Genomic DNA, 22,688 nt, shown 5'->3' with positions numbered 1-22,688 from the left:
TTTTTTGTGTAAACTAAAAAGCGTTTCTTTATGAAACGCTTTTTTTTACATTCAAAATTAAAAATAGTTATGAAACATACTTTTAAAGCTTCAGTAAATTGGTCACTTAGTGATGGAGAAAGCACAATGAGTCCGAGAACATTTAGCAGGAATCATGATGTTTCAATTGTAAATAAAGTTTCACCATTACAAGTCTCTGCTGCAAAAATATTTAGAGGTGATGATTCATTATATAATCCTGAAGATTTATTATTGTCTGCATTAACATCTTGCCACATGATGTCTTATTTGTATGCCTGTGCACAGCATCAAATTGAAGTATTAAGTTATTTAGATAGGTCTGAAGGAGATTTAGAAGTAGAATCTTCGGGAAGCGGAAGTTTTAAAGTTGTAAGGCTAAAACCTGTTGTTACTATCAACAATGCAAACCAAAAAGAATTAGCGTTACAATTACATAAAAAAGCAAATGAACTTTGTTTTATCGCTAACTCGTGTAATTTTCCAATCTCTCATGAGGCAATAATATTGGTGAAGTAATTTAATTTGAAAAAATAATCACATCTTTTTGCATCTTTTTTAAAAGTTCTTCGTCTATTAAGTGAACATTAAAACATAATATTATGAAAGATAAAGAATGTACTTGCAACTGTGAAGGTTGCGCAAAAGGAGGTTGTCAAAATTGTACTTGTGAAAACTGTACATGTACAAATTGCAATTGTTAAATTATAATCAGTTCGGGTTCTAAATTTTGAATCCGAACTGATTTTAGTTAAATTTAAAGTATGACTACAAAAAGTGTTTGGGAAAGTTATTCTGGTGATATTAGACGTTTTATTTTAAGTAAAGTAAAAAACGTTGTGGTTACTGATGATATTTTGCAAGAGACATTTATTAAAGTTCATACTAAACTACATACTCTTAAGGATGAAACAAAGCTAAAACCTTGGTTGTTTTCAATTGCTAGATATACGATTCTAGATTATTTTAAAACTAACAAACTAGCTATTACTGTTGAAGATTTAGAAATTGAATCAGAGCCTCTACCAAAAGGACATACAGAACAAGATTGCTTAAGGGGAATTTTAGTGAATTTACCAAAAAAATATAGAGATCCTTTGTTTCTATCAGATATTAAAGGTCTTAAGCAACAAGAGGTTGCTAACCAATTAAATTTATCTTTGCCAACAGTAAAATCGCAAATTCAACGTGCAAGAAAGCAGATTGCACAAGGTTTTATGGACTGTTGTGGTTTTAAGATGAATGAAGATGGTCATTTGGTTGGAGAAATACAAGACAAAGCAGACTGTAAAGTTTGTCAATAATCGTACCTTTGAAGATTAATAGCTAAATAACTAATCAAGCTATTTTTATTACTTACTCAGATGTCTTTCAAAAAACTACACCCTTTATTAAAAGAATCCTTGGAAAATGAAGGATTTGAAACTTCAAATCCATTTCAGAAAAAAGTATTACCAACTTTAAAAGGTGGTGCGGATGCTTATATTATTGGGCCAAAAGGAAGTGGTAAAACTACAGCGCTTATTATAGCAACGATTCATAAGCTAAAGGCAGAAGCTTTTGAAGATTCGCCAAGAGCCATTATTGTTGTTGAAAATAAGAAGGAAGCTTTACGTTTAAAAGAAGAGTTTGAAAGATTTACTAATACAACAGATTTAAGAGTGTATGCTTTGTATGATGAATACGATATTGAAAAGCAAAAGACAGAGGTGTATTACGGACAAGATATTGTAATTGCAACTCCTGCTAGATTAAGTAAACTTTATTTTTTAAATGGAATTCATTTAGGTGAAGTACAGTTATTGGCTATTGAAGATGCTGACTATTTAGGCAGGCATAATGGTTATAATCATATTTTACGTTTATCTGAAAGTCTTAATAAATGTCAGTTTATAATTATGGCTGACGAAATGAATTCTAGAATTAAAAATTACCAGAATGCATTTATGAGTAATGCGCATCTTTTAAAATAGTAGTTATAATTTATAACGTCATCATCCAGTGACGTTGTAGTTTTCTAAATTTTCTTAATTCACCACGTAGAATAGGTAAGTAATTTTTACCATTACTATTTGATTTTTCTAATCTTTTACAGTTTGTATATAGTCGTGTGGTTAAACGATCTAAAATTGCTAGATGTTTACTCTTTTTCTGTGAACATTTTTCGAGTTCAGCATTAATAATTTCAGGAGCTAGACTTGTAGATTGTTGAATAATATCACCTGAAAAATAGATGTTATTATCCTCAGTGCCATCTGTATTTAAATAGGCTAAATCTTGATTGATATAGTTTGAAATACATCGTGAAAGCACAATAATATCCATAGCCTTTTGGTAAATAGGCAAATTAGATAGATGTGATGGCAGATTGTAATTCATGATTTTAATAGCGATTATTACAAATTTAAGGAAAGTAGCTTAACTTTGTGAGATATGGTCAATAATCATTTTTGCATGTATTCTAGAGTTTTCTATAAACCATTTATGAGTTTCCATTCCTCCACAAATTACACCAGCTAAGTAAAGCCCCTCTATATTGGTTTCCATGGTTTCAGAATTATAACTAGGGATACGTTTTTCATCCTCAGAAAATTCAATTCCTACAGTATCTAATAATTCAAAATTAGGATGATAGCCTGTTAAAGCAATAACATAATCATTATCTAAAGTTTGTTCGCCATTAGGAGTTTTAATAATAACTTCTGTAGGTTTAATTTCTTTAATTTCAGAATTAAAATAAGCTTTAATACTCCCTTCTTCAATACGGTTTACAATATCTGGTTTTACCCAATATTTTACGCGTTCTCCAATAGATTTACCTCTTATGACCATAGTGACATTTCCGCCTTTTCTATAGATTTCTAATGCAGCATCTACGGAAGAGTTACTTGCACCAACGACGATCACATCCTGCAAAGTAAAAGGATGTGCTTCTTTATAATAATGAACTACTTTAAGTGAATCTTCACCAGAGACATTTAATAAGTTAGGGATGTCATAAAAGCCAGTAGAGATAATAACTTTTTTGGCTAAATAAGTGGCTTTGTTAGATTGAATATTAAAACCATTTTCTATTTTTTTTAGATCTTCTACTTTTTCATATAGATTGATGTTTAGGGCTTTTGAAGTTGTTACGCGTCTGTAATATTCTAAAGCTTCGTTTCGTGTAGGTTTAGGATTGTTGCTTATAAAAGGAATATCATCAATTTCTAATTTATCAGAAGAAGAAAAGAATGACATGTTTAAAGGGTAGTTGAAAAGGGAATTGGTTAAAGCTCCTTTTTCTAATACCAAATAATTCAGATTTCGTTTTTTACACTCTAAAGCACAGGCAATACCTATAGGGCCTGCGCCAATAATTAATACGTCTAAGTCAAGTTTTTTCATGGTGCTTAAAATTACACTTATTGAATAAATTTAGAAAATGTATGCTATTAAATCTCTCTTAAAATATTAAGGACATTTTATATATTGTATTTTTGAATTTTAAATTTGAACCTTATGCGAATTTTAGTCATCTTATTTACAATTGTCTTCTTTACGAGTTGCGCTCAAAATAAAAAAATGGTTGCAACAGATTTAACACCATTTCAAAAAAAGATGAATGATGAGTTTAAAGATGCTTCAAGATCGCCTTTAAAAGCAAAAGATATTAAAACATTTGAAGGCTTAGATTTCTTTGCTTACGATTCTACGTTTTTAGTGAAAGCAGAATTAAAGCGTACTCCAAATACAGAATGGTTTCAAATGAAAACAACAACAGATCGCTTATCTAAAGAGCGTGTTTTTGGAATTGTAACTTTTGAAATAAAGGGGAAGTCTTTTCAGTTAAATGTTTATCAAGGTGAAGAATTAATGCAAACAGAAGGCTTTGAAAACTATTTATTTTTACCATTTATGGATAATACCAATGGTTCTTTAACTTATGGAGGAGGGCGTTATATTGACTTAGATATTCCTGAAGGAAGTATTATTGAAATAGATTTTAACTCAGCATACAATCCTTATTGTGCTTATAATGAGAAATTTTCTTGTCCAATTGTGCCAAGTGCTAATTATCTTGATTTAGATATTAAAGCGGGTATAAAAGTTTTTGTGAAAAAGTAATACAATTACATTTGTTTCTCAACAAGATAATTTTCTAGCATAACACCTTTTACACTCTTCTTTTGTATTTTAATAACATTAAAATATTTGTTATCAAAAAACGGTAAAGCTGTTTTACTAACGTCAGATTTAAAAACTTCAAAATCATTCATCATAACTTGCGATTCCATTATTCGTAATAATTTTGAACCTACTCCTTGACGTTGGTAATCTTTATGAACAAATAAGCCTTCTAGGTAATTTCCATTCTTTAAATAAGCAAAACCAACAATAATTTTATCAATTTCAGCGACAATAAAATAAAGTTTACTGATTCTTTTTTCCCAATCTTTAATTTTATCTGCACCAGAAGCCCAAGCTGTAGTTTGTTTTTCTGAATAATGTTTAGTACTGATATTGATAATTGTATCTCTAAATACTGAAGTGATTTCAGGAATATCGTTTAAATCTGCGGTTCTTATTTGTATCATGTTTTTTATAATCTAAAAATGCTGCCAAAAGAAACTACTCGCTGAAAAAAGTAAAAACTTTGTTCTGCGTGGTCAGCTGTGTTACCAGTAGTTCTAATATCATTCATATTTATATAGCCTCCTTTGGCATTTAATTGCACAAAAAAGTGTTTTAAAAAGGTTAAGTTTACTCCAAGATTTGCAGATAAACCATAACCTGCAACATGAAATTCGTCATATCTATCTTTTTGTAATAATGTGGCATTTGTTTTAGGAAATAAGACACCACCACCAATACCTTCAGTTAAATTAACTTGAAATATATCCGTGTTATTTATACCAAATAGAGACGAAATATCATCGTATCTCGCAATTTCGGTATAGATGTAGTTTAGACCATCCGTATGTTCGAATTTTAAGAAATCTTCCGAAATAAATACGCTTTCATTATTAAAATCACCATTATAGATACTTCCAAGTTCGCTGTCAGGCAAGTCAATATAACCATTTACAGTTCTGTCTCTGTTTCTATTCATTACATATTTCATGTGGTCTAATCCCAAAGAAACGGTGTAATGATCAGAAATAAAATAACCCAATTTAGCATTGGTTTGAGGAATTGTCATCCTCGTAGGATTAACGTAATCGATATGCCAACCTTTTGGTTTGTCTTTGGCCGTAGCTTCGCTTATAGTGAAATCATAATTATCACCCTTAAAACGAATATCTGATTTAGAATATGCACCTCTATTTCCTCCCCAACTCACAAAGAATTTACCTTTATTTGATGTTGTGTATTTCAGTGTTTGTTCTGTTTGGCTATATACAATGGTGCAAAAAAGCGTGAATCCGATACTTAGGATTCTGTTAAAGTAGTTCATAAGAAATATCCGTAAAGGAACTAGTAGACGTCAGTCTTCCGGCGTACTTACAATAATTTATAAATTTATAATGAATTAATGGTTTTTCTAATCGCTACAAGATTAGTTAGAAGCCTTTCTAAATTATCTAGATGTAACATGTTGGCGCCATCACTTTTTGCATTTGCAGGATCAAAATGTGTTTCGATAAATAAACCATCTACATTATTTACAATTCCAGCTCTAGCAATAGTTTCAATCATATCAGGTCTACCGCCTGTAACACCAATACTTTGATTAGGTTGTTGTAATGAGTGGGTAACGTCTAAAACTGTTGGTGCAAATGCGCGCATCGTTGGGATGCCTCTAAAGTCTACGATCATATCTTGGTAGCCAAACATCGTTCCGCGATCTGTAATCCAAGCTTGTTCATTACCAGCATCTTTTACTTTTTGCACAGCATGTTTCATCGCTTCAGGACTCATAAATTGTCCTTTTTTTAGATTAACCACTTTTCCTGTTTTGGCAGCAGCAACAACTAAGTCGGTTTGTCTTACTAAAAAAGCAGGGATTTGTAATACATCTACATACTCAGCAGCCATAGCAGCATCAGAAACCTCATGGATATCTGTAACTGTAGGAACATCAAATGTTTCAGAAATTTTTCTAAGGATTTTTAAAGCTTTTTCATCTCCAATACCAGTGAAACTGTCAATTCTACTTCTGTTTGCTTTTTTAAAACTCCCTTTAAAAATGTAAGGAATTTCTAGTTTATCTGTGATTTTTATGACTTTTTCTGCAATGCGCAAAGCCATATCTTCTCCTTCTATGGCACAGGGTCCACATAGTAAAAAGAAATTATCAGAATCTGTATGTTTTAATTTTGGTATTGTGATCAAAGCTATAGACTTAAAAGTTATTAGGTCACAAAGATACAATTATGATTGTTGAATTTAATTTTTATCTAAAATTCCTTTCTAATACTATTTCTAACCATCCAAAGTGACATAGCAAAGTTGCTAAACACAAAAAGGCCTCCATATAGTAATAGTTTTTGCGAAGATTCTGTCCAATCAACAATATTTAATAAATCAAAGAAATATGCTAATATTAGGTATGATGATAGACAAACAAAAACAATACCTAATGAGAAATTTAGCTTTCTACTAGGCTTAATAAGCTGCCATACAAATGGAATACCAAATAATAATATAGGGTAAGCAGAGAGTCCACTTGTTTGATTAATATTTGTAAACCAATACACTATTATCGAGAGAAAATAGAGGTAAGGAATAAATTTAGTGTATTTATTTAGAGTTGCCATTTGTTTTGTTTTTATAGGTGGAAATTGACGTTTTTTCTTTAGTTATGTATACTAATAACATCAATATTTTAAAAAATCAGTGCTATTATGGCTTCATAATTAAATTTGAAAATCAATTATTTAGCTTAATATACGGCCTTAGTCGTTGTATAAACGAAATTATAACACATTATTAACGGAATGAAAAAATTATGATGTACATTTGCACGCTTAAAATCAGCACTAGTTATGACTAAGATTAAAAATATCGCAATTATTGCACACGTTGACCACGGAAAAACGACTTTGGTTGATAAGATCATGTACCATTGTCAATTATTTCGTGAAAACGAAAACACTGGCGACTTAATTCTAGATAATAATGATTTAGAACGTGAAAGAGGAATTACAATTACTTCTAAAAACGTTTCTGTTATTTATAAGGATACTAAGATAAATATCATTGATACACCTGGTCACGCCGATTTCGGTGGAGAAGTTGAACGTGTTTTAAACATGGCAGATGGTGTTGTGTTATTAGTAGATGCCTTTGAAGGTCCTATGCCACAAACACGTTTTGTATTACAAAAAGCGATTGACTTAGGTTTAAAACCATGTGTTGTTGTAAACAAAGTTGATAAAGAAAACTGTACGCCTGATGAAGTACATGAAAAAGTTTTCGATCTAATGTTTGAACTTGGTGCTGAAGAGTGGCAATTAGATTTCCCAACAGTTTATGGTTCTGCTAAGAACAACTGGATGAGTGATGATTGGAAAAATGAAACTGACAATATTGAGCCATTATTAGATATGGTTATAGAGCATGTTCCAGAACCTGTTTTCCCAGAAGGAAATACTCAAATGTTAATTACATCTTTAGATTTCTCTAACTTTACAGGTCGTATTGCAATTGGTAGAGTACAAAGAGGAAACATTGTAGAAGGACAACAAATTTCTTTAGTTAAAAGAGATGGTTCTATTACAAAAACAAGAGTAAAAGAAGTTTTCATCTTTGAAGGTTTAGGCCGTAAAAAAGTAGAAAGCGTTGAAACAGGAGATATTTGTGCTATTGTAGGTGTTGAAGGTTTTGAAATTGGAGATACAATTGCAGACATAGAAAACCCAGAAGGTTTAAAATCTATTGCTATTGATGAGCCTACAATGAGTATGTTGTTTACAATTAACGATTCACCTTTCTTCGGTAAAGATGGAAAGTTTGTAACATCTCGTCACATTAAAGATCGTTTAGAAAAAGAATTAGAGAAAAACTTAGCCTTACGTTTAGGTGAAACTGCTACTGCAGATAAGTTTATGGTTTTTGGTCGTGGTGTATTACACTTATCGGTATTAATCGAAACGATGCGTCGTGAAGGTTACGAATTACAAATTGGGCAACCACAGGTAATCATTAAAGAAATTGATGGTGTTAAATGTGAACCAATAGAAGAGTTAACAATTGACCTTCCTGAAAATGTATCGGGTAAAGCTGTAGAGTTTGTAACGATGCGTAAAGGTGAGTTATTAAGTATGACTACTAAAGGTGATCGTATGGTATGTGAGTTTATGATTCCTTCTCGTGGTATCATCGGTTTACGTAACCAATTATTAACAGCTACTGCAGGTGAGGCTATTATGGCACATCGTTTTAAAGAGTACCAACCTTTAAAAGGTGATATTCCTGGACGTATTTCTGGATCTTTAATTTCTATGGAAAACGGAACAGCAATCCCTTATTCAATTGATAAATTACAAGATAGAGGTAAGTTCTTTGTAGAACCAGGTGAAAATATCTATGAAGGTCAAGTAATTGGTGAGAACTCTCGTCAAGATGATATGGCTGTAAACATTACAAAAGCTAAAAAGCAGAGTAATGTACGTAGTTCTGGAGCAGATGATAAAGCTAAGATTGTACCAGCTATTAAATTCTCTCTAGAAGAAGCTTTAGAATATATTCAGAAAGATGAGTATGTAGAAGTTACACCTAATCACTTAAGATTACGTAAAATTTACTTAAAAGAAACAGATCGTAAACGTAACAAGTTTTAGATCAACGTTTTTTATAAATATTATTGAAAAGAGAGATACTGAAAAGTATCTCTCTTTTTTTATTTATTAGTATTATAACGCAATCTATTTTATCTTACACCGATTTATTTCTATTAAAACAAATTAATGCTATTCAATTCCTTAGATTTTGCAATTTTCCTTCCTATTATATTTATACTCTATTGGTTTGTATTTAAATCATTAAAAAGTCAGAATATATTATTGTTAATTGCTAGTTATGTATTCTATGGATGGTGGGATTGGCGTTTTTTAGGCTTAATAATTCTAAGTACTTTTATTGATTTTTGTATTGGTTTAGCTATAGAGAAAACTTTAATAAAGCGTCATAAAAAATACTTGGTTACATTGAGTGTTTTACTCAATTTAGGGATCCTTGGCTTCTTTAAATATTATAATTTTTTTATTGAAAATTTTAATGAAGCATTTATGCTTTTCGGAAGAGATATAGATCTCAATTACCTTAATATCATTTTACCTATTGGGATTAGTTTCTATACGTTTCAAACCATGAGCTATTCCATAGATATCTATCGCGGTAAAATAAAGCCTACAAAAGATATTATTGCATTTGCGTCTTTTATCTGCTTCTTCCCACAATTGGTGGCTGGTCCTATTGAGAGGGCATCAAACTTTTTACCTCAAATACAGAAACGAAGAGTTTTTGATTATACAAAAGCAACCGATGGACTAAAACAGATTCTTTGGGGACTTTTTAAGAAAATGGTTATTGCAGATAATTGTGCATTTTTTGTGAATGATGTTTTTGAGAATTATGGCGATTACTCGGGAAGTACATTGTTTTTAGCTGCTTTTCTCTTTTCTATTCAGATCTATTGTGATTTTTCAGGATATTCAGATATTGCAATTGGTGTCTCAAGATTGTTTGGTTTTAATTTGAAGAAGAATTTTGCATATCCTTATTTTGCAAGAAATATAGCCGAATTTTGGAGGCATTGGCATATCTCCTTAACCACTTGGTTTAAAGATTATTTTTACATTCCGATAGGAGGAAGTAGAGGAAGTAAATGGATGCAATTAAGAAACACCTTTGCCATTTTTATGGTTATTGGTTTATGGCATGGAGCACATTGGAAATTTGTAGTTTACGGATTAATAAATGCCTTACATTTTGTACCCTATATTATTAGAGGAAAGAACACAAAATATACTTCAATTGTAGCTGAGAATCGTCTGTTTCCAAATAAGAAAGAACTTTTTGGGATGTTTCATACATTCTTGTTTTTAATTTTTGCGCGTATATTTTTTAGAGCAGACTCATTAACTATTGCAGTAGATTATTTGAAGAACTTGTTTTCTGTAACCTTGTTTCAATTGCCACAATTTTCTAGCAATAGTCAAGCTTTAGTATTGTTTGTACTAATCCTATTTTCGTTTGTTGTAGAATGGTTTGGGAGAGATAAAGAGCATGCGCTTGAAAACATATTTAATAAATCGAAACGATCTTATAGAGTAATGTTTTATTATACAATTGTATTTTTAATATTTTACTTTAATGGAGAAGAACAACAGTTTATCTACTTTCAATTCTAGGTATGAAAAAATTTATAAAACAGTTTTTAGCGTTCTTAATTCCTATTTTAATTCTTATTGTAATATTAGAAATAACTTTAAGACATATTCCCAATGATTATAGATTTAAAAATTCTGAAATAGAATTGCAAAAGGATGATGTTAAAACCTTAATCTTAGGAAGTTCACACAGTATGTATGGTATGAATCCTGAATATTTCACGCAAAGAGCTTATAATTTGGGTCATGTTTCAGAAACCATAGATTTCGATTATCTAATGCTTAAAAAGTATATTAAAATATTACCAGAGTTAGAAACTGTAGTGCTAAGGTTATCATATACGACTTTATACGAACAATTAGGTGTGGGAGCAGAAGCATGGCGATTAAAAGACTACAATCTATATTATGATTTAAATGTCTCTAATAAATTAAAATATAAAAGTGAAGTTTTAAGTGTAAAGCTTAAAAATAACTTATCTCAACTTAAAGCATATTATTTAAATGATGAGAAAATGATAACCGTAAAAAAGTCGGGTTGGGCCTTTTTTGAAAATGAACATGCAAACGGAACAATAGATGATTTAGGATTATATGCGGCAAAAAAACATACAATAGCATCTGATGCTTTAGTCAATGAGAATATACTTTTTTTAGATAAGCTAGTTCAATTATGTGACGATAAAGGTGTCAAAGTAGTTATAGTTACCTTACCTGCGTATAAAAGTTATAGGGATAATTTAAATGATTCTCAATTAGAAACGATTATTAACACAGGTAAAAAAATGAATAATAAGTATAAAAACTGTACTTATTATAATTTTATGGATGATGAAGCGTTTACCGCAGAGGATTTTTACGATGCAGATCACCTCAATAAAAAAGGATCTAAGAAATTTTCTTCACTCATTGATCGCTTAATTCAAAATTAGAATTATTTTTGATTGATGTCAGATTATAAAGTCAAAATATATAACTCTTCAGATAAAGAAATCTGGAATAATTTTTCGCTAAAAAGTAACCAAGATACCTTTTTGTTTCAAAGAGATTTTATGGATTACCATAGTGATCGGTTTCAAGATTTTTCTCTAATAATTTATAAAAAAAATAAGCTCGTTGCTTTATTACCAGCAAATAGAGTGGAGCATTCTTTATATTCTCATCAAGGGTTGAGTTATGGTGGCTTTATATGTCTAAACACAATTAAAACCACAGAATATATAGAGTTATTTAGGGTTGCCTTAGAGTTTTTACATCAAAATGAAATTACTAATATCACTTTTAAGGAGCTTCCTGTTATATATTTACACAACATAACTAATCATCCTATAGCGTATGTGTTATTTAAAACTAAGGCTGAATTGATTAGAACAGATTTACATTCGGTTGTAGATTTAAAATATAAAAAGTATTCTAATAGTAGGAAAGAAGGCGTTAAAAGAGCGAATAAGTTTGAATTAAAAGTTGAAGAGTCTCTAACATGTGATTTGTTTTGGAATGAAATTTTAATTCCAAATTTAGAACATAAACACGGGGTAAAACCTGTTCATAATTTAGAAGAAATAACACTTTTAAAATCGCGGTTTCCAAATAATATTAGACAGTTTAACGTATACGTTAATGATAAAATAGTTGCGGGAACCACTATTTTTGAAACCAAAAATGTAGCGCATTGTCAATATATTTCGGGTAATGCAGATAAAAATGAATTAGGAAGTTTAGATTTTTTACATCATCATCTTATAGAAAATATATTTAAGGATAAGTTATATTATGATTTTGGAACGTCTAACATTAATCAAGGACAACAAATAAACCAAGGTTTATTATTTTGGAAAGAAGGTTTTGGTGCACGCTCTATTCCACAAGGGTTTTATAATATAATAACAGAGAATTATAAATTGTTAGAGGATATATTAATATGATTAAGTTTTTAGATATACATAAAATCAATAATCGTTTTCGAGATGAATTTAAGACTTCATTCTCTAAATCTCTAGATGATGCCTATTTTGTTCTGGGTAAAAACGTAACTAACTTCGAAAATGAGTTCAGTGCGTATTGTGGTACTAAATTTTGTGTTGGTACAGCTAACGGCTTGGATGCATTAACCTTAATATTAAAAGGCTATATAGAGCTTGGTAAATTAAAGAAAGGAGATAAAGTAATTGTACCTGCAAATACATTTATAGCAACTATTTTGTCCGTTTTACATGCAGAACTAGTTCCTGTTTTAGTAGAGCCTAATGCCGATACTTATAATATATCTATAGCAGAAGACAAATCTATTTACATCGATGCTAAAGCGATTATTATGGTGCATCTTTATGGGCAATTAGCAAATGCAGAAGGCTTGCAGCATGTCGCAAAAGATTTTAATTTACTTTTAATAGAAGATGCAGCACAAGCACATGGCGCTATTTCTAGTTTTAATGCTTGTAAAGCCGGAAATCTTTCAGATGCAGCAGCATTTAGCTTTTATCCCAGTAAAAATCTAGGTGCACTTGGAGATGGAGGTGCTGTAACCACTAATGATTCTGAATTAGTAGCGGTCATTAAATTACTGCGTAACTACGGAAGTGAAAAAAAATACACTAACAAAATTATAGGTTACAATAGTCGTTTAGATGATATGCAAGCGGCTTTTCTAAGTATTAAACTAAAGACTTTAGATAAAGATAATCAACGTCGCAGAATAATTGCAAAGAGTTATTTAAAGGGGATTAAAAATTCAAAAATAAAAATACCTTTTTATGATGGTTCCAAAAATCATATATTTTATGCTTTTGTTGTAGAAGTTGATAATAGAACGGATTTTACGGACTACCTTACAGAACATAAAATTGAATGGTTAATTCATTATCCTATTCCTCCTCATAAGCAAGAGGCTTTAGAATCCTTTTCTCATTTTAATCTTATGTTAACGGAGAAGATTCATAAAAGAATAATAAGTTTACCTATCAGTCCTGTGTTGAATGATGACGAAGTTCAGACAGTTATAGACGTTATAAATAACTACTAATTGAAAAAGTTTTTTAATTATATAAACAGCCAAGTTTTAGTAAAAGCAGCCAATTTAAATATGGCTAACATTAGTATTAAAATTATAGCTGGTATTTTAATTTCTAAATTTATAGCTATTTATATCGGGCCTCATGGAATGGCGCTTATAGGAAATTTGCGTAATTTTTTACGTGCCTTACAATCATTGTCTATTTCAGGCCTTTACAAAGGTGTTGTGAAATTTATTAGTCAAGTAAAAAATGATAGTGTTGAGCTCACAAAAATATTATCAACCGTATTTTATTTAGGTTTTTTCTCTTCGGTGTTTTTAGCATTTCTATGTTACTATAATGCAGATTTTATTAATAATATCCTTTTTACTCAAAACTATAATTATGTATATGTGATTGAAACACTAGCAATCATTTTGCCTTTTTATGCATTAAATATGTTTACATTTTCCATTATGAATGGATTTTCTAAATATAAAAATTTACTGCTTATTAATATTCTTGGGCAGGTTGTTGGGATTTTAATAACCTTACTTTTAATACGTCAAGAAAATATTGATGGTGCATTATTAGCAATAGTAATTACACCGGCTCTTAATTTACTAATTACTATCGTTGGTATTGCATTTAGGAGAAATTTAATGGCATCTGTTAAAATCACAAAAATTAGTCTGTCTGTTTTAAATAAATTAAGTCCTTATATGATAATGGCATTGGTTAGTGCTATTGCGCTTCCAATAGTAATGATTATGATTAGAAATTATCTTATTGATAAAATAGGAATCAATTCTGCAGGTAATTGGACAGCTATGACCCGTGTTTCAGATTATTATCTAATGTTTTTTAACTCATTAGTTGCATTATATATTTTACCTCGATTTTCAGAAATTAATTCAAAATTAGAATTCAGAAAAGAAGTTTTTAGCTTTTATAAAACCATGATGCCTGCTTTTTTAGTTTTACTTTTTATTATTTATATCAGTAGGTCAATACTTGTAAATATATTGTTTACGGAAGACTTTAGACAAGTTGAAGATTTGTTTGGCTATCAAATATTAGGTGATATTGCTCGTGTACTTTCTATGGTAATTGCGTATCAGTTTTTGGCTAAAAAGATGTTTGCTCATTTTATAGTTCTAGAAGTATTCTTATTTGTTATCATGTATTTTTCTAGTATTTATCTTATAGATGAATTTGGACTTAAAGGAGCTGTGATGGGACATTGTTTAAGCTATTTTATGTACCTAGGTATAATTTTATTACTATTTAGTAGTTCTTTGTTTGGTGTTATTTCAGAAGAAGGTATAGAAGATTATTAAAAATAGAAACGTGAAGCTCCCCAAATTTATTAGCAATAATTTAGTTCTTAAGATTACCTCTCTCAATGCGGTTGTTATTACAATCCGTTTAATTGTTTCTGCCTTTATACAGCGTTTATTGGCTGTTACAGTAGGTGAAGCAGGTATTGCAAGTATCGGTCAGTTAAGAAATGTTATAGCGATGGTTACAAGTACTTCTACTTTAGGTACGTTTAATGGCGTTGTAAAATACATGTCTGAATTTAAAACAGATCAGCCAGAGCTTTCTAAAATATTTTCTACCGTTACTGTTTTTGGAATCATTGGTTCGCTAACGTCTTCGGCAGTATTATTTTTTGGAGCGTCATTTCTATCTGATTACCTCTACGATTCTCAAGATTATATTTTTGTATTTCAACTTTTGTCAGTCGTTATTCCTTTCGTAGCGATTGGTCGTATTGTAAATGCTGTAATTAGTGGACTGTCTGATTATAAACGTTATGCTAAGGTTGAATTAATAAGTTACCTTTTAGCAACTGTTGCGCTAATTATTGGTGTTTATTCTTCAGAGTTAAATGGAGTGCTAATTGCTATAATTATAGCCCCTGTTATTCAACTCATTGTTTTGGCTTTTGTATTTGGAAATACCTTAAAAACGTATGTGAAATTCAAGTCGTTAAAACTTAATTTAATTTATAAAAACAAACTATTAGCATTTACATTAATGTCTTTTATTTCAACCTTTTTGTTGAATTACATCGAGCTTAATATTAGAACTTTAGTGTCCGAAGAAATTAATATTAATGAAGCTGGTTATTGGACAGCTGTTACTTTTATTTCAAAAAATTATATGGTATTTGCCACAGGTCTATTTACACTATACGTTTTACCTAAGTTTGCGAGTATACACAATAAGCACGATTTTAAAATTGAAGTGTTTAATATTTACAAGACCATTTTACCCATTTTTGGGTTAGGAATGATTCTGGTTTATTTCCTTAGAGACTTTATAATTCAAATTATATATCCCGAGTTTACAGGCATGGAGCCTTTATTTAAATGGCAGTTGTTAGGAGATTTTATTAGATTGGGAGCATTAGTATTATCTCATCAATTTTTAGCCAAGCGTTTGGTGAAGAGTTTTGTAATAACTGAAATAATTTCTCTAGGAGTATTTTTTGTGTTATCAAAAATATTTATTCCATATTATGGAACAGAAGGTGTTGTAATGGCACATTTTGTACGTTATATCATTTACTTTATAGTGGTAGCTTTTGTTATTAAAAGTTATTATAGTTCTAATAAAAGTGAATAAGATTTAAGAGTTAGAACTCCATATTTTTAAATATTGTTTGGCGCAAGCTATATGATCATGGTGCTCTTCTACAAATTTTCGTCCTTGTGTAGATATTTCAATTATTTTCTCAGGATTCAGGATTAACCATTCTAACTTTTGTGTAATTTTTTCAGCATCAGGTAAAGCATTTATAGCAATAGTGTCTTCCTTTATATTAAAATAGTCTAACCATTCTTGTTCTGCTCCAGTAAGGACGACTTTTCCTTTAGCCATGGCTTCTAAAGCATTGTAACCTTGGTCATAGGCATAAACCTGGTCTAATAAAATATGTGCTTTGTCAAAACTTTTAATGTAGTCTTTGTACGGTAGGTCTTGTGCAATAATAATTTCTACTTTATCCTCATATTTATGCGCTATAATAGCTAAAGCGGCTTCAAAAAGATCATTTCCTTTTTTGTAATAATTAGCAGTATTAATGCCGTGAAAAATAATTATTTTATCTTCAATAATAGGCGTTTTGTAAGTTAACTCACTTAAGTCAATAGCATGAGGAATCATTCCTAAATGCTTTGGATGTCCTTCTAAAGGAATGTAATAATCCATATCGTTAGAGATGACACCTTCAATTTTTTGATAGACATACCGATTTAGCACTTTAAAGCTTGGACTCATGTATCTAAGACCTAAAGAGTGATCTTTTTCAGGAACTTTACCTTCAAAATAAGGCGTTAAAATAGAATATCTAAAACGCTTATCGTGAGCGTAAGATACACTAGGATAATCTAACCCGCATGATAATAAAAAGAGTTTGGCATTGTTCCATTGTTGTAGCCATTTTAAAATTTTTATATGACTCTTTGCTTCAATATTAAAAGGAGATTCATTTATTAATTGAATGATATCGTAGCTTGAAAGTTCCTTTTTTTTCGATTTTATTTGCTGTAATATTAATTCTGATAAGAGGTTAATTTTAGTGAGTTTAAAAATTAAAACACGAACCTTATTGAGTATTGGAGAGTTAAAATATTCTTTAATTTCTATATCAACATCTACTTTTTTAAAACCATCAGTAGTACTTACTACAATAGCCTTGTGCCCCAAAGATTCTAAACCTTTTTTTATGTTTCTGTGAGCTCTATTATACTCTCCAATGAGTAAGATTTTCATTATTAATAATTACATTTGTTTCAAAGGTATTAATTAATGGCTAATCTTAACACTTTAAAAATTTGTATTGTTTTATCTTCTTTAAGTAATGGTGGTACAGAGCGTTTTGGTGCATCTCTTTCTAATATTCTTACCAGTTTAGGTTATGATATTCATATTGTTATTACGCATGATGCTGTAGAATATGATTTTTCAGGAACTCTTTTTAATTTAGAAAAAGAAGCGAAAAAAAGTGATAGTTCAATAAGTAAATTAATAGCTTTATCACGGTATTTCAAAAAACAAAAATTTGATATTATTATAGATAACAGACTGAGAACACAATTTCTCAAAGAGTTAATTATGTACAGATCATTTTATAACGGTTCTAAAATTATAGGAATGGTGCATAACTATAAGGTAGAAAATTATTTTCCTGTAAATAAATATATGTCAAAAATCATATATCCAGAGACTACCACATTTATTGGTGTGAGCAAAAAAATAAAGGAAAACGTAAAGGAAATGTACGGGTTTAAAAATGTTGATTACATGCATAATCCGATTAATATAAATGAGATTACAGCTAAATCTAATAGCAATATAAAAACATTAGATTATAAGTATATTCTTTATTTTGGAAGATTTGAAGAAGTTGCCAAAAACCTAACTTTATTAATAGAAAGTTATAAATTATCTAATCTTAGAGCTCAAGATATCAAGCTTGTTTTAATGGGTAAAGGAGATGACAAGGCTTTAATTAAGCAATTGGTTTCTCAATATTCTTTAGAAAATGATGTAATTTTTATGGATTACCAACCACAACCTTTTCCTTTTGTGAAAGATGCTTTATTTACAGTTTTAACAAGTAATTACGAAGGATTTCCGATGAGTATTATAGAATCTCTTGCTTGTGGTACACCTGTTGTTTCTGTAAATTGCCCGTCTGGCCCAAGTGAGGTTATTCAGAATAATATTAATGGTATATTAATAGAGAATAATACACCAGAAGCCGTATCTAATGCTTTTACTTCTTTTTTGAGTGATAAAGATTTATATAAAAAGTGTAAAGAAAATGCAATTTCTAGTGTTAAGCATTTAGACGTTAGTGTCATTGCTAAAGGATGGCAAAAATTATTAGAAAATGAGTAGAAAGACTGTAGAAGATTGTCAATTATTAAAGATACCTAAAGTTCATGATGAACGTGGAAGCCTTGGTGTTATAGAGAAAACTATAATTCCATTTTCTATGAAACGCATCTATTATCTATACGATGTGCCTAGCGATAGTTACAGAGGAGGACATGCACATAAAAAACAAGAATCTGTAATAATAGCGCTTAGTGGTAGTTTTGAAGTTGTTTTTGATGATGGTAAAAACAGAAAACGCATTACCTTAAATAAACCTAACCAAGCATTGTATATACCAACAGGAATATGGCGAGAAATTGAAAATTTTTCTTCGGGTTCAGTTTGCTTTGTGATTGCTTCTACGGAATTTGAAGAGCAAGATTATATTAGAGATTATAAAGATTTTAAATTATTTAAAAGCTGAAACGTAAATGTTTTTTTTGATTAATGTTGTTTGAATTTTTTTTAATACTACAAGTATAATTCTCGGTGAATAGAGAAGCAGCTTTTGTTTGAAATTTAAATTTGAAAGTAAAATCTGCTGCTTCGCAGTTTTATAAATATTAAATTCTTTTAAAACTTTACATCTAATAGCTAAGGCATATCTGTTAATGTCCAGATAGTGCTTTAAGGCACTGTTATTCTCTTCTTCTTTTCTGTAACTATTAATAAAATTTAGACGTATTAAATTGGTTTCTTTCTTTGTTAAGCTATCAGGTATATAATATTTATATGCCATTGTTATAGTCGGATTAAAACTGACCTCATACTTTAAAGCAAACTTTATCCATAAATCTAAATCTTCAGAAGTATCTAAATTAATATTGAATCCGCCAACAGCATCAAATTTATCTTTAGAAAAAGCTACCGCTGATGTCCATGCAATTGAGTTAATAATATTTCCTCTAAAAAAGTCTTTAACAATTAGGCTGTCCGTACCATAATTAAAGTTGAAATTAGCATCTCGTTTGGTGTTTTTATCGAGATAAATTTCGTAATTATTACAATACAATCCCGCATTTGGAAATTGAGTTATTTGCTGTTTTAATACATTAAGATGATTCTTATACCAATAATCATCTGCGTCTATTAAAGCGATAAATTGTCCTTTAGCAATAGATATTCCATTATTTCTAGCTTCAGAAACGCCTTTGTTTTCTTGTTGAATTAATATAATTCTTGAATCCTTAAATTGTTTAACGATATCAATACTTTGATCTGTAGAACCATCATCAACAATAATAATTTCAAAATCTAAGAAGTCTTGGTTAATGACACTTTGAAGTGTTTCTTCTATAAATTTAGCCTTATTATATAAAGGGATTATAACAGAAAAAAATGGTGTCATTTTTTATGAGAGATTAATGTGCAATAATAGCCCAATTTATAAAAATCGAATAATAATAGCGAAGGATGTGATGAGTTGAAATTTTTGATTAAAATGGGTTTAATTATATTATAAATAAGGATAACTAAAGAACTTAAACCGAGTGTCTTTATTTTAGTATGTGCAGCTACTATTTTTATGTCACGAATTAAATCCTTGTTTTTATTTGATAATAACACTAAATTTTTAAGTCCATCTTCGGTTTTTACAAGATATGTATTAGCATCTTCTTTTGCATCATGGATTACCGGATTATTGATGAAATTTAGATGATACCCATTAATTTTTAAATTATTGAAAAATATAAAATCTTCAAACCCATATCTTTTTATACTTTCATCAAAAGGATGAGATTTTAAAATCGATTTTTTAATTAAAAAGTTAGCCGAAGTAAATGTTGGATTGTGGTTTTTATCATCAAAAGAACAAGCTTCTCTCTTTTTGGTATAGAGCCACCTTAATTTATAAGGCTTCTTTGGTACTGATGCTTTTTGAGTCATACCACCAACAGTTATGTTGTGTTCTAAGGTATTTAGATAGTTTGAAATGAATTTTTCTGACTTAGGAAAAGTACCCGCGTCAATAAACAATAAGTTTTCGTAGGTTGCTTCTGTTGCTAATAAATTACGAATAGCACTTCGTCCTATATTTTGCTTATTAAAGATTAATTTAATATTTGATAACTGCTTAACGTGATCAATATCAAATGGAATTTGAGTAGAAAAATCGTCTATAATTATAATTTCAAATACAATTTTACAAGATGTTGCTTGTTGATGAATTTCTTCAGCCAATGGCTGTACATCGTAATTGTGAACGGGTATAAGTATAGATAACATGTGAGTCTCTCTTTGTTGCAACAATAACAGTTTAGACTTTTAAGCCTTAATATAGTTGTACTTAATTTTTACGTTGCACCACTTCAAAAACCTTGTTTTCATCACACTTTAAAGTTTTACTTGGGTATTTTAAAAGTAAAGCGTAATCGTGAGTTGCCATTAAAATGGTATTTCCGTTTTTATTAATTTCTTGTAGCACCTCCATTACCTCAATACTAGTTTGTGGATCTAAATTTCCGGTAGGCTCATCAGCTAAAATAAGCTCAGGGTCATTTAATAAAGCACGAGCAATAGCAATACGCTGTTGTTCTCCACCAGAAAGTTCGTGTGGATATTTAAAGCCTTTTGTTTTCATAGCAACCTTGTCTAATACGGTTGCTACGCGGTCTTTAATTTTGTCTTTTTCTTTCCAACCTGTTGCTTTTAAAACAAATTCTAAATTTCCGTTAATCGTACGGTCTGGTAATAATTTAAAATCTTGAAAAACAACACCTAATCGTCTTCTTAAAAACGGAATGTCTTTCTCTTTCATGGTTCTTAAGTCAAAATCAACAATAGAACCTTCGCCTTCTGTTAATTCTAAATCCCCATAAAGTGTTTTCATAAAACTACTTTTTCCGCTTCCGGTTTTACCAATAAGGTAAACGAAATCTCCTTTTTTCATTTCAAAGTTTACCTTAGACAGTACCATACTGTCACCTTGATAAATAGTAGCATCTTTAAGTTCTAAAACCGTTTCGGACATATTGTAGATATAAATAAATTGGTCACTGTAAATGTATTGCTTAAAATTTCAAATGCAAAACTTAAATTCTTAATTCCTTAATTTGCGTTAAGGATTGAAGCGGCATCCTTTTTGTTTTTTATTTAATGCAATAGAAATGAAAAAAAATAAAAAGATATAGTGGAAAGCCTGACATTTTACCATTCTTCAAGTTTTAGCTTGTAGGATGGTAAAATGGAACGCCCAAAATATTTTAAAGCTTAAAATAATCAATATAATTCTGTAAATCTTTATCACCACGACCAGACAAGCTAATTACTACAACATCGTTAGGTTTAAAAGTTTTATGTTTAAAAATAGCTAGGGCATGAGAGCTTTCAATAGCCGGAATAATACCTTCCAATTGGGTTAATTCTAAGCCAGAATTCATGGCTTCATCATCTGTAGCTGAATAAAATTCACCACGACCTGTTTTATATAAATGCGAATGTAAAGGACCAACACCTGGGTAATCTAATCCTGCGGAAATAGAGTAGGGCTCAGTAATTTGTCCGTCATTGGTTTGCATTAACAAGGTTTTACAACCGTGAATAATCCCTTCTTTTCCTAATACAGAAGTTGCAGCGCTTTCACCAGAATGAATTCCTTTTCCTGCAGCTTCTACAGCAATGATACCGACATCTTCATTATCTAAAAAGTGATGATACGTTCCTGCAGCATTACTTCCGCCACCGATACATGCCACAACGTAATCAGGGTTTTCTTTACCTTCTTTTTCTTTTAATTGCCACTTTATTTCTTCGGAAATTATAGACTGAAATTGAGTTACCATATCTGGATAAGGGTGCGGGCCAATAGCTGAACCAATAATGTAATGGGTGTCAACAGGGTTGTTAATCCAATCTCTAATAGCTTCATTGGTGGCATCTTTTAAAGTTCGACTTCCTGATAAAGCAGGTACCACTTTAGCGCCTAACATTTTCATTCTCGCAACATTTGGTGCTTGGCGTGCAATGTCAATTTCTCCCATATAAACTACACACTCAATACCTGTTAAAGCACAAACGGTTGCTGTTGCAACACCATGTTGACCAGCGCCGGTTTCGGCAATAATTCTGTTTTTACCCAGACGTTTTGCCATAAGGATTTGCCCAATAGTATTATTGATTTTGTGCGCTCCAGTATGGTTGAGGTCTTCTCGTTTTAAATAGACTTTTGTATTATATTTTTCGGAAAGTCGTTTTGCAAAATAGAGGGGTGAAGGACGCCCCACATAATCTTTTAAAAGTTGATTAAACTCTTCTTGGAAAGAAGGTTCAGCCATGATTTTTAAATAATTTTGACGTAATTCTTCTACGTTTGGATAAAGCATTTCAGGGATGTATGCGCCGCCGAATTCTCCATAGTATCCTTTTTCGTTGATTTTGTAACTCATGATTGTTTTATTATCGTCATTGCTAATCACGTTTTTACGTGATATGGCAATCTGTTTCTTTTTTCTTTTTGTTCATTTGCCTT

Annotated in this window: 24 protein-coding genes; 13 read left to right on the top strand and 11 right to left on the bottom strand. The window is 30.4% G+C overall.

Going from position 1 to position 22,688, the window contains the following annotated elements:
- Window positions 1-69: 69 nt before the first annotated feature.
- From H0I32_RS03855 to H0I32_RS03845, 3 genes are all read left to right on the top strand, one after another.
- The gene (locus tag H0I32_RS03855) at window positions 70-537 is read left to right on the top strand and encodes an OsmC family protein (protein ID WP_179314640.1); all 468 of its coding nucleotides are present in this window, start codon (window positions 70-72) and stop codon (window positions 535-537) included.
- 245 nt (window positions 538-782) lie between these two features.
- Entirely contained in the window at window positions 783-1,322 is a 540-nt protein-coding gene (locus tag H0I32_RS03850) for a sigma-70 family RNA polymerase sigma factor (RefSeq protein WP_179314639.1), read from the top strand.
- Window positions 1,323-1,382: 60 nt separating this feature from the next.
- Complete coding sequence (locus H0I32_RS03845) at window positions 1,383-1,991, top strand: DEAD/DEAH box helicase (protein WP_173588925.1); 609 nt, start codon at window positions 1,383-1,385, stop codon at window positions 1,989-1,991.
- Window positions 1,992-2,001: 10 nt separating this feature from the next.
- Here the strand turns inward: H0I32_RS03845 and H0I32_RS03840 are convergent, their stop codons facing one another.
- Both H0I32_RS03840 and H0I32_RS03835 read right to left on the bottom strand, forming a co-directional pair.
- A complete protein-coding gene (locus tag H0I32_RS03840; RefSeq protein ID WP_179314638.1) occupies window positions 2,002-2,397 on the bottom strand; it encodes a hypothetical protein in 396 nt (131 codons plus the stop codon).
- Window positions 2,398-2,436: 39 nt separating this feature from the next.
- Window positions 2,437-3,405, bottom strand: a complete 969-nt coding sequence (locus tag H0I32_RS03835; RefSeq protein WP_179314637.1) for a YpdA family putative bacillithiol disulfide reductase — start codon at window positions 3,403-3,405, stop codon at window positions 2,437-2,439.
- A gap of 114 nt (window positions 3,406-3,519) precedes the next feature.
- Here H0I32_RS03835 and H0I32_RS03830 point away from each other — a divergent pair, with 114 nt between their 5' ends.
- Window positions 3,520-4,125 (top strand): DUF1684 domain-containing protein, encoded by a 606-nt coding sequence (locus H0I32_RS03830; protein WP_173588922.1) that lies wholly within the window; start codon window positions 3,520-3,522, stop codon window positions 4,123-4,125.
- Window positions 4,126-4,130: 5 nt separating this feature from the next.
- Here H0I32_RS03830 and H0I32_RS03825 read toward each other — a convergent pair whose 3' ends face one another.
- The 4 genes from H0I32_RS03825 to H0I32_RS03810 all read right to left on the bottom strand — a co-directional run bounded on the left by H0I32_RS03825 (window position 4,131) and on the right by H0I32_RS03810 (window position 6,758).
- Window positions 4,131-4,595 (bottom strand): GNAT family N-acetyltransferase, encoded by a 465-nt coding sequence (locus H0I32_RS03825; RefSeq protein WP_173588921.1) that lies wholly within the window; start codon window positions 4,593-4,595, stop codon window positions 4,131-4,133.
- A 5-nt stretch (window positions 4,596-4,600) separates the two neighbouring features.
- The gene (locus H0I32_RS03820; protein WP_179314636.1) at window positions 4,601-5,455 is read right to left on the bottom strand and encodes a hypothetical protein; all 855 of its coding nucleotides are present in this window, start codon (window positions 5,453-5,455) and stop codon (window positions 4,601-4,603) included.
- A 65-nt stretch (window positions 5,456-5,520) separates the two neighbouring features.
- Window positions 5,521-6,339 (bottom strand): 3-deoxy-8-phosphooctulonate synthase, encoded by an 819-nt coding sequence (gene kdsA, locus H0I32_RS03815; RefSeq protein WP_179314699.1) that lies wholly within the window; start codon window positions 6,337-6,339, stop codon window positions 5,521-5,523.
- Window positions 6,340-6,398: 59 nt separating this feature from the next.
- Entirely contained in the window at window positions 6,399-6,758 is a 360-nt protein-coding gene (locus H0I32_RS03810; RefSeq protein ID WP_173588919.1) for a hypothetical protein, read from the bottom strand.
- A gap of 228 nt (window positions 6,759-6,986) precedes the next feature.
- On the opposite strand from H0I32_RS03810, the gene typA reads away from it, so the two are divergent.
- The 7 genes from typA (at window position 6,987) to H0I32_RS03775 (ending at window position 15,961) form a co-directional block, all read left to right on the top strand.
- Window positions 6,987-8,783, top strand: a complete 1,797-nt coding sequence (gene typA / locus H0I32_RS03805; protein WP_179314635.1) for a translational GTPase TypA — start codon at window positions 6,987-6,989, stop codon at window positions 8,781-8,783.
- 126 nt (window positions 8,784-8,909) lie between these two features.
- The gene (locus H0I32_RS03800; RefSeq protein ID WP_179314634.1) at window positions 8,910-10,355 is read left to right on the top strand and encodes an MBOAT family O-acyltransferase; all 1,446 of its coding nucleotides are present in this window, start codon (window positions 8,910-8,912) and stop codon (window positions 10,353-10,355) included.
- 2 nt (window positions 10,356-10,357) lie between these two features.
- Window positions 10,358-11,266, top strand: a complete 909-nt coding sequence (locus tag H0I32_RS03795; protein ID WP_179314633.1) for a hypothetical protein — start codon at window positions 10,358-10,360, stop codon at window positions 11,264-11,266.
- 15 nt (window positions 11,267-11,281) lie between these two features.
- Window positions 11,282-12,259 carry a GNAT family N-acetyltransferase gene (locus H0I32_RS03790; RefSeq protein WP_179314632.1) on the top strand — a complete coding sequence of 326 codons (978 nt, stop codon included), beginning with the start codon at window positions 11,282-11,284 and terminating at the stop codon, window positions 12,257-12,259.
- Window positions 12,256-13,356, top strand: a complete 1,101-nt coding sequence (locus tag H0I32_RS03785; protein ID WP_179314631.1) for a DegT/DnrJ/EryC1/StrS family aminotransferase — start codon at window positions 12,256-12,258, stop codon at window positions 13,354-13,356. Before H0I32_RS03790 ends, H0I32_RS03785 begins: the two co-directional genes overlap by 4 nt.
- The gene (locus tag H0I32_RS03780) at window positions 13,357-14,667 is read left to right on the top strand and encodes an O-antigen translocase (RefSeq protein ID WP_179314630.1); all 1,311 of its coding nucleotides are present in this window, start codon (window positions 13,357-13,359) and stop codon (window positions 14,665-14,667) included.
- A gap of 10 nt (window positions 14,668-14,677) precedes the next feature.
- Window positions 14,678-15,961 (top strand): O-antigen translocase, encoded by a 1,284-nt coding sequence (locus H0I32_RS03775; RefSeq protein WP_173588912.1) that lies wholly within the window; start codon window positions 14,678-14,680, stop codon window positions 15,959-15,961.
- Between the two features lie 3 nt (window positions 15,962-15,964).
- Here the strand turns inward: H0I32_RS03775 and H0I32_RS03770 are convergent, their stop codons facing one another.
- Complete coding sequence (locus H0I32_RS03770) at window positions 15,965-17,110, bottom strand: glycosyltransferase (protein WP_179314629.1); 1,146 nt, start codon at window positions 17,108-17,110, stop codon at window positions 15,965-15,967.
- A gap of 36 nt (window positions 17,111-17,146) precedes the next feature.
- Between H0I32_RS03770 and H0I32_RS03765 the strand changes: the two genes are divergently transcribed.
- On the top strand, window positions 17,147-18,241 hold the full coding sequence (locus tag H0I32_RS03765; RefSeq protein WP_179314628.1) for a glycosyltransferase: 1,095 nt from the start codon (window positions 17,147-17,149) through the stop codon (window positions 18,239-18,241).
- Window positions 18,234-18,644: a sugar 3,4-ketoisomerase gene (locus H0I32_RS03760; protein WP_179314627.1), complete on the top strand. Its 411-nt coding sequence runs from the start codon at window positions 18,234-18,236 to the stop codon at window positions 18,642-18,644. Before H0I32_RS03765 ends, H0I32_RS03760 begins: the two co-directional genes overlap by 8 nt.
- Here the strand turns inward: H0I32_RS03760 and H0I32_RS03755 are convergent.
- From H0I32_RS03755 to trpB, 4 genes are all read right to left on the bottom strand, one after another.
- The gene (locus tag H0I32_RS03755; protein ID WP_179314626.1) at window positions 18,630-19,568 is read right to left on the bottom strand and encodes a glycosyltransferase family 2 protein; all 939 of its coding nucleotides are present in this window, start codon (window positions 19,566-19,568) and stop codon (window positions 18,630-18,632) included. The genes H0I32_RS03760 and H0I32_RS03755 overlap by 15 nt on opposite strands.
- The gene (locus H0I32_RS03750; RefSeq protein WP_179314625.1) at window positions 19,565-20,446 is read right to left on the bottom strand and encodes a glycosyltransferase family 2 protein; all 882 of its coding nucleotides are present in this window, start codon (window positions 20,444-20,446) and stop codon (window positions 19,565-19,567) included. Before H0I32_RS03750 ends, H0I32_RS03755 begins: the two co-directional genes overlap by 4 nt.
- Window positions 20,447-20,507: 61 nt before the next feature.
- Window positions 20,508-21,191: a cell division ATP-binding protein FtsE gene (locus tag H0I32_RS03745; protein WP_179314624.1), complete on the bottom strand. Its 684-nt coding sequence runs from the start codon at window positions 21,189-21,191 to the stop codon at window positions 20,508-20,510.
- A gap of 232 nt (window positions 21,192-21,423) precedes the next feature.
- Window positions 21,424-22,605, bottom strand: a complete 1,182-nt coding sequence (trpB, locus tag H0I32_RS03740) for a tryptophan synthase subunit beta (RefSeq protein WP_173588905.1) — start codon at window positions 22,603-22,605, stop codon at window positions 21,424-21,426.
- Window positions 22,606-22,688: the final 83 nt, after the last annotated feature.

Origin of the sequence: Winogradskyella sp. HaHa_3_26, assembly GCF_019278425.1 — a bacterium.
Taxonomy (GTDB): domain Bacteria; phylum Bacteroidota; class Bacteroidia; order Flavobacteriales; family Flavobacteriaceae; genus Winogradskyella; species Winogradskyella undariae.
This window is presented reverse-complemented; position numbering and strand designations above follow the sequence as displayed.

Coding starts and splice junctions, on each gene's coding strand:
- H0I32_RS03855 (WP_179314640.1), top strand. CDS start 70: ATGAAACATACTTTTAAAGCTTCAGTAAATTGGTCACTTAGTGATGGA.
- H0I32_RS03850 (WP_179314639.1), top strand. CDS start 783: ATGACTACAAAAAGTGTTTGGGAAAGTTATTCTGGTGATATTAGACGT.
- H0I32_RS03845 (WP_173588925.1), top strand. CDS start 1,383: ATGTCTTTCAAAAAACTACACCCTTTATTAAAAGAATCCTTGGAAAAT.
- H0I32_RS03840 (WP_179314638.1), bottom strand. CDS start 2,397: ATGAATTACAATCTGCCATCACATCTATCTAATTTGCCTATTTACCAA.
- H0I32_RS03835 (WP_179314637.1), bottom strand. CDS start 3,405: ATGAAAAAACTTGACTTAGACGTATTAATTATTGGCGCAGGCCCTATA.
- H0I32_RS03830 (WP_173588922.1), top strand. CDS start 3,520: ATGCGAATTTTAGTCATCTTATTTACAATTGTCTTCTTTACGAGTTGC.
- H0I32_RS03825 (WP_173588921.1), bottom strand. CDS start 4,595: ATGATACAAATAAGAACCGCAGATTTAAACGATATTCCTGAAATCACT.
- H0I32_RS03820 (WP_179314636.1), bottom strand. CDS start 5,455: ATGAACTACTTTAACAGAATCCTAAGTATCGGATTCACGCTTTTTTGC.
- H0I32_RS03810 (WP_173588919.1), bottom strand. CDS start 6,758: ATGGCAACTCTAAATAAATACACTAAATTTATTCCTTACCTCTATTTT.
- typA (WP_179314635.1), top strand. CDS start 6,987: ATGACTAAGATTAAAAATATCGCAATTATTGCACACGTTGACCACGGA.
- H0I32_RS03800 (WP_179314634.1), top strand. CDS start 8,910: ATGCTATTCAATTCCTTAGATTTTGCAATTTTCCTTCCTATTATATTT.
- H0I32_RS03795 (WP_179314633.1), top strand. CDS start 10,358: ATGAAAAAATTTATAAAACAGTTTTTAGCGTTCTTAATTCCTATTTTA.
- H0I32_RS03790 (WP_179314632.1), top strand. CDS start 11,282: ATGTCAGATTATAAAGTCAAAATATATAACTCTTCAGATAAAGAAATC.
- H0I32_RS03785 (WP_179314631.1), top strand. CDS start 12,256: ATGATTAAGTTTTTAGATATACATAAAATCAATAATCGTTTTCGAGAT.
- H0I32_RS03770 (WP_179314629.1), bottom strand. CDS start 17,110: ATGAAAATCTTACTCATTGGAGAGTATAATAGAGCTCACAGAAACATA.
- H0I32_RS03765 (WP_179314628.1), top strand. CDS start 17,147: ATGGCTAATCTTAACACTTTAAAAATTTGTATTGTTTTATCTTCTTTA.
- H0I32_RS03760 (WP_179314627.1), top strand. CDS start 18,234: ATGAGTAGAAAGACTGTAGAAGATTGTCAATTATTAAAGATACCTAAA.
- H0I32_RS03755 (WP_179314626.1), bottom strand. CDS start 19,568: ATGACACCATTTTTTTCTGTTATAATCCCTTTATATAATAAGGCTAAA.
- H0I32_RS03750 (WP_179314625.1), bottom strand. CDS start 20,446: ATGTTATCTATACTTATACCCGTTCACAATTACGATGTACAGCCATTG.
- H0I32_RS03745 (WP_179314624.1), bottom strand. CDS start 21,191: ATGTCCGAAACGGTTTTAGAACTTAAAGATGCTACTATTTATCAAGGT.
- trpB (WP_173588905.1), bottom strand. CDS start 22,605: ATGAGTTACAAAATCAACGAAAAAGGATACTATGGAGAATTCGGCGGC.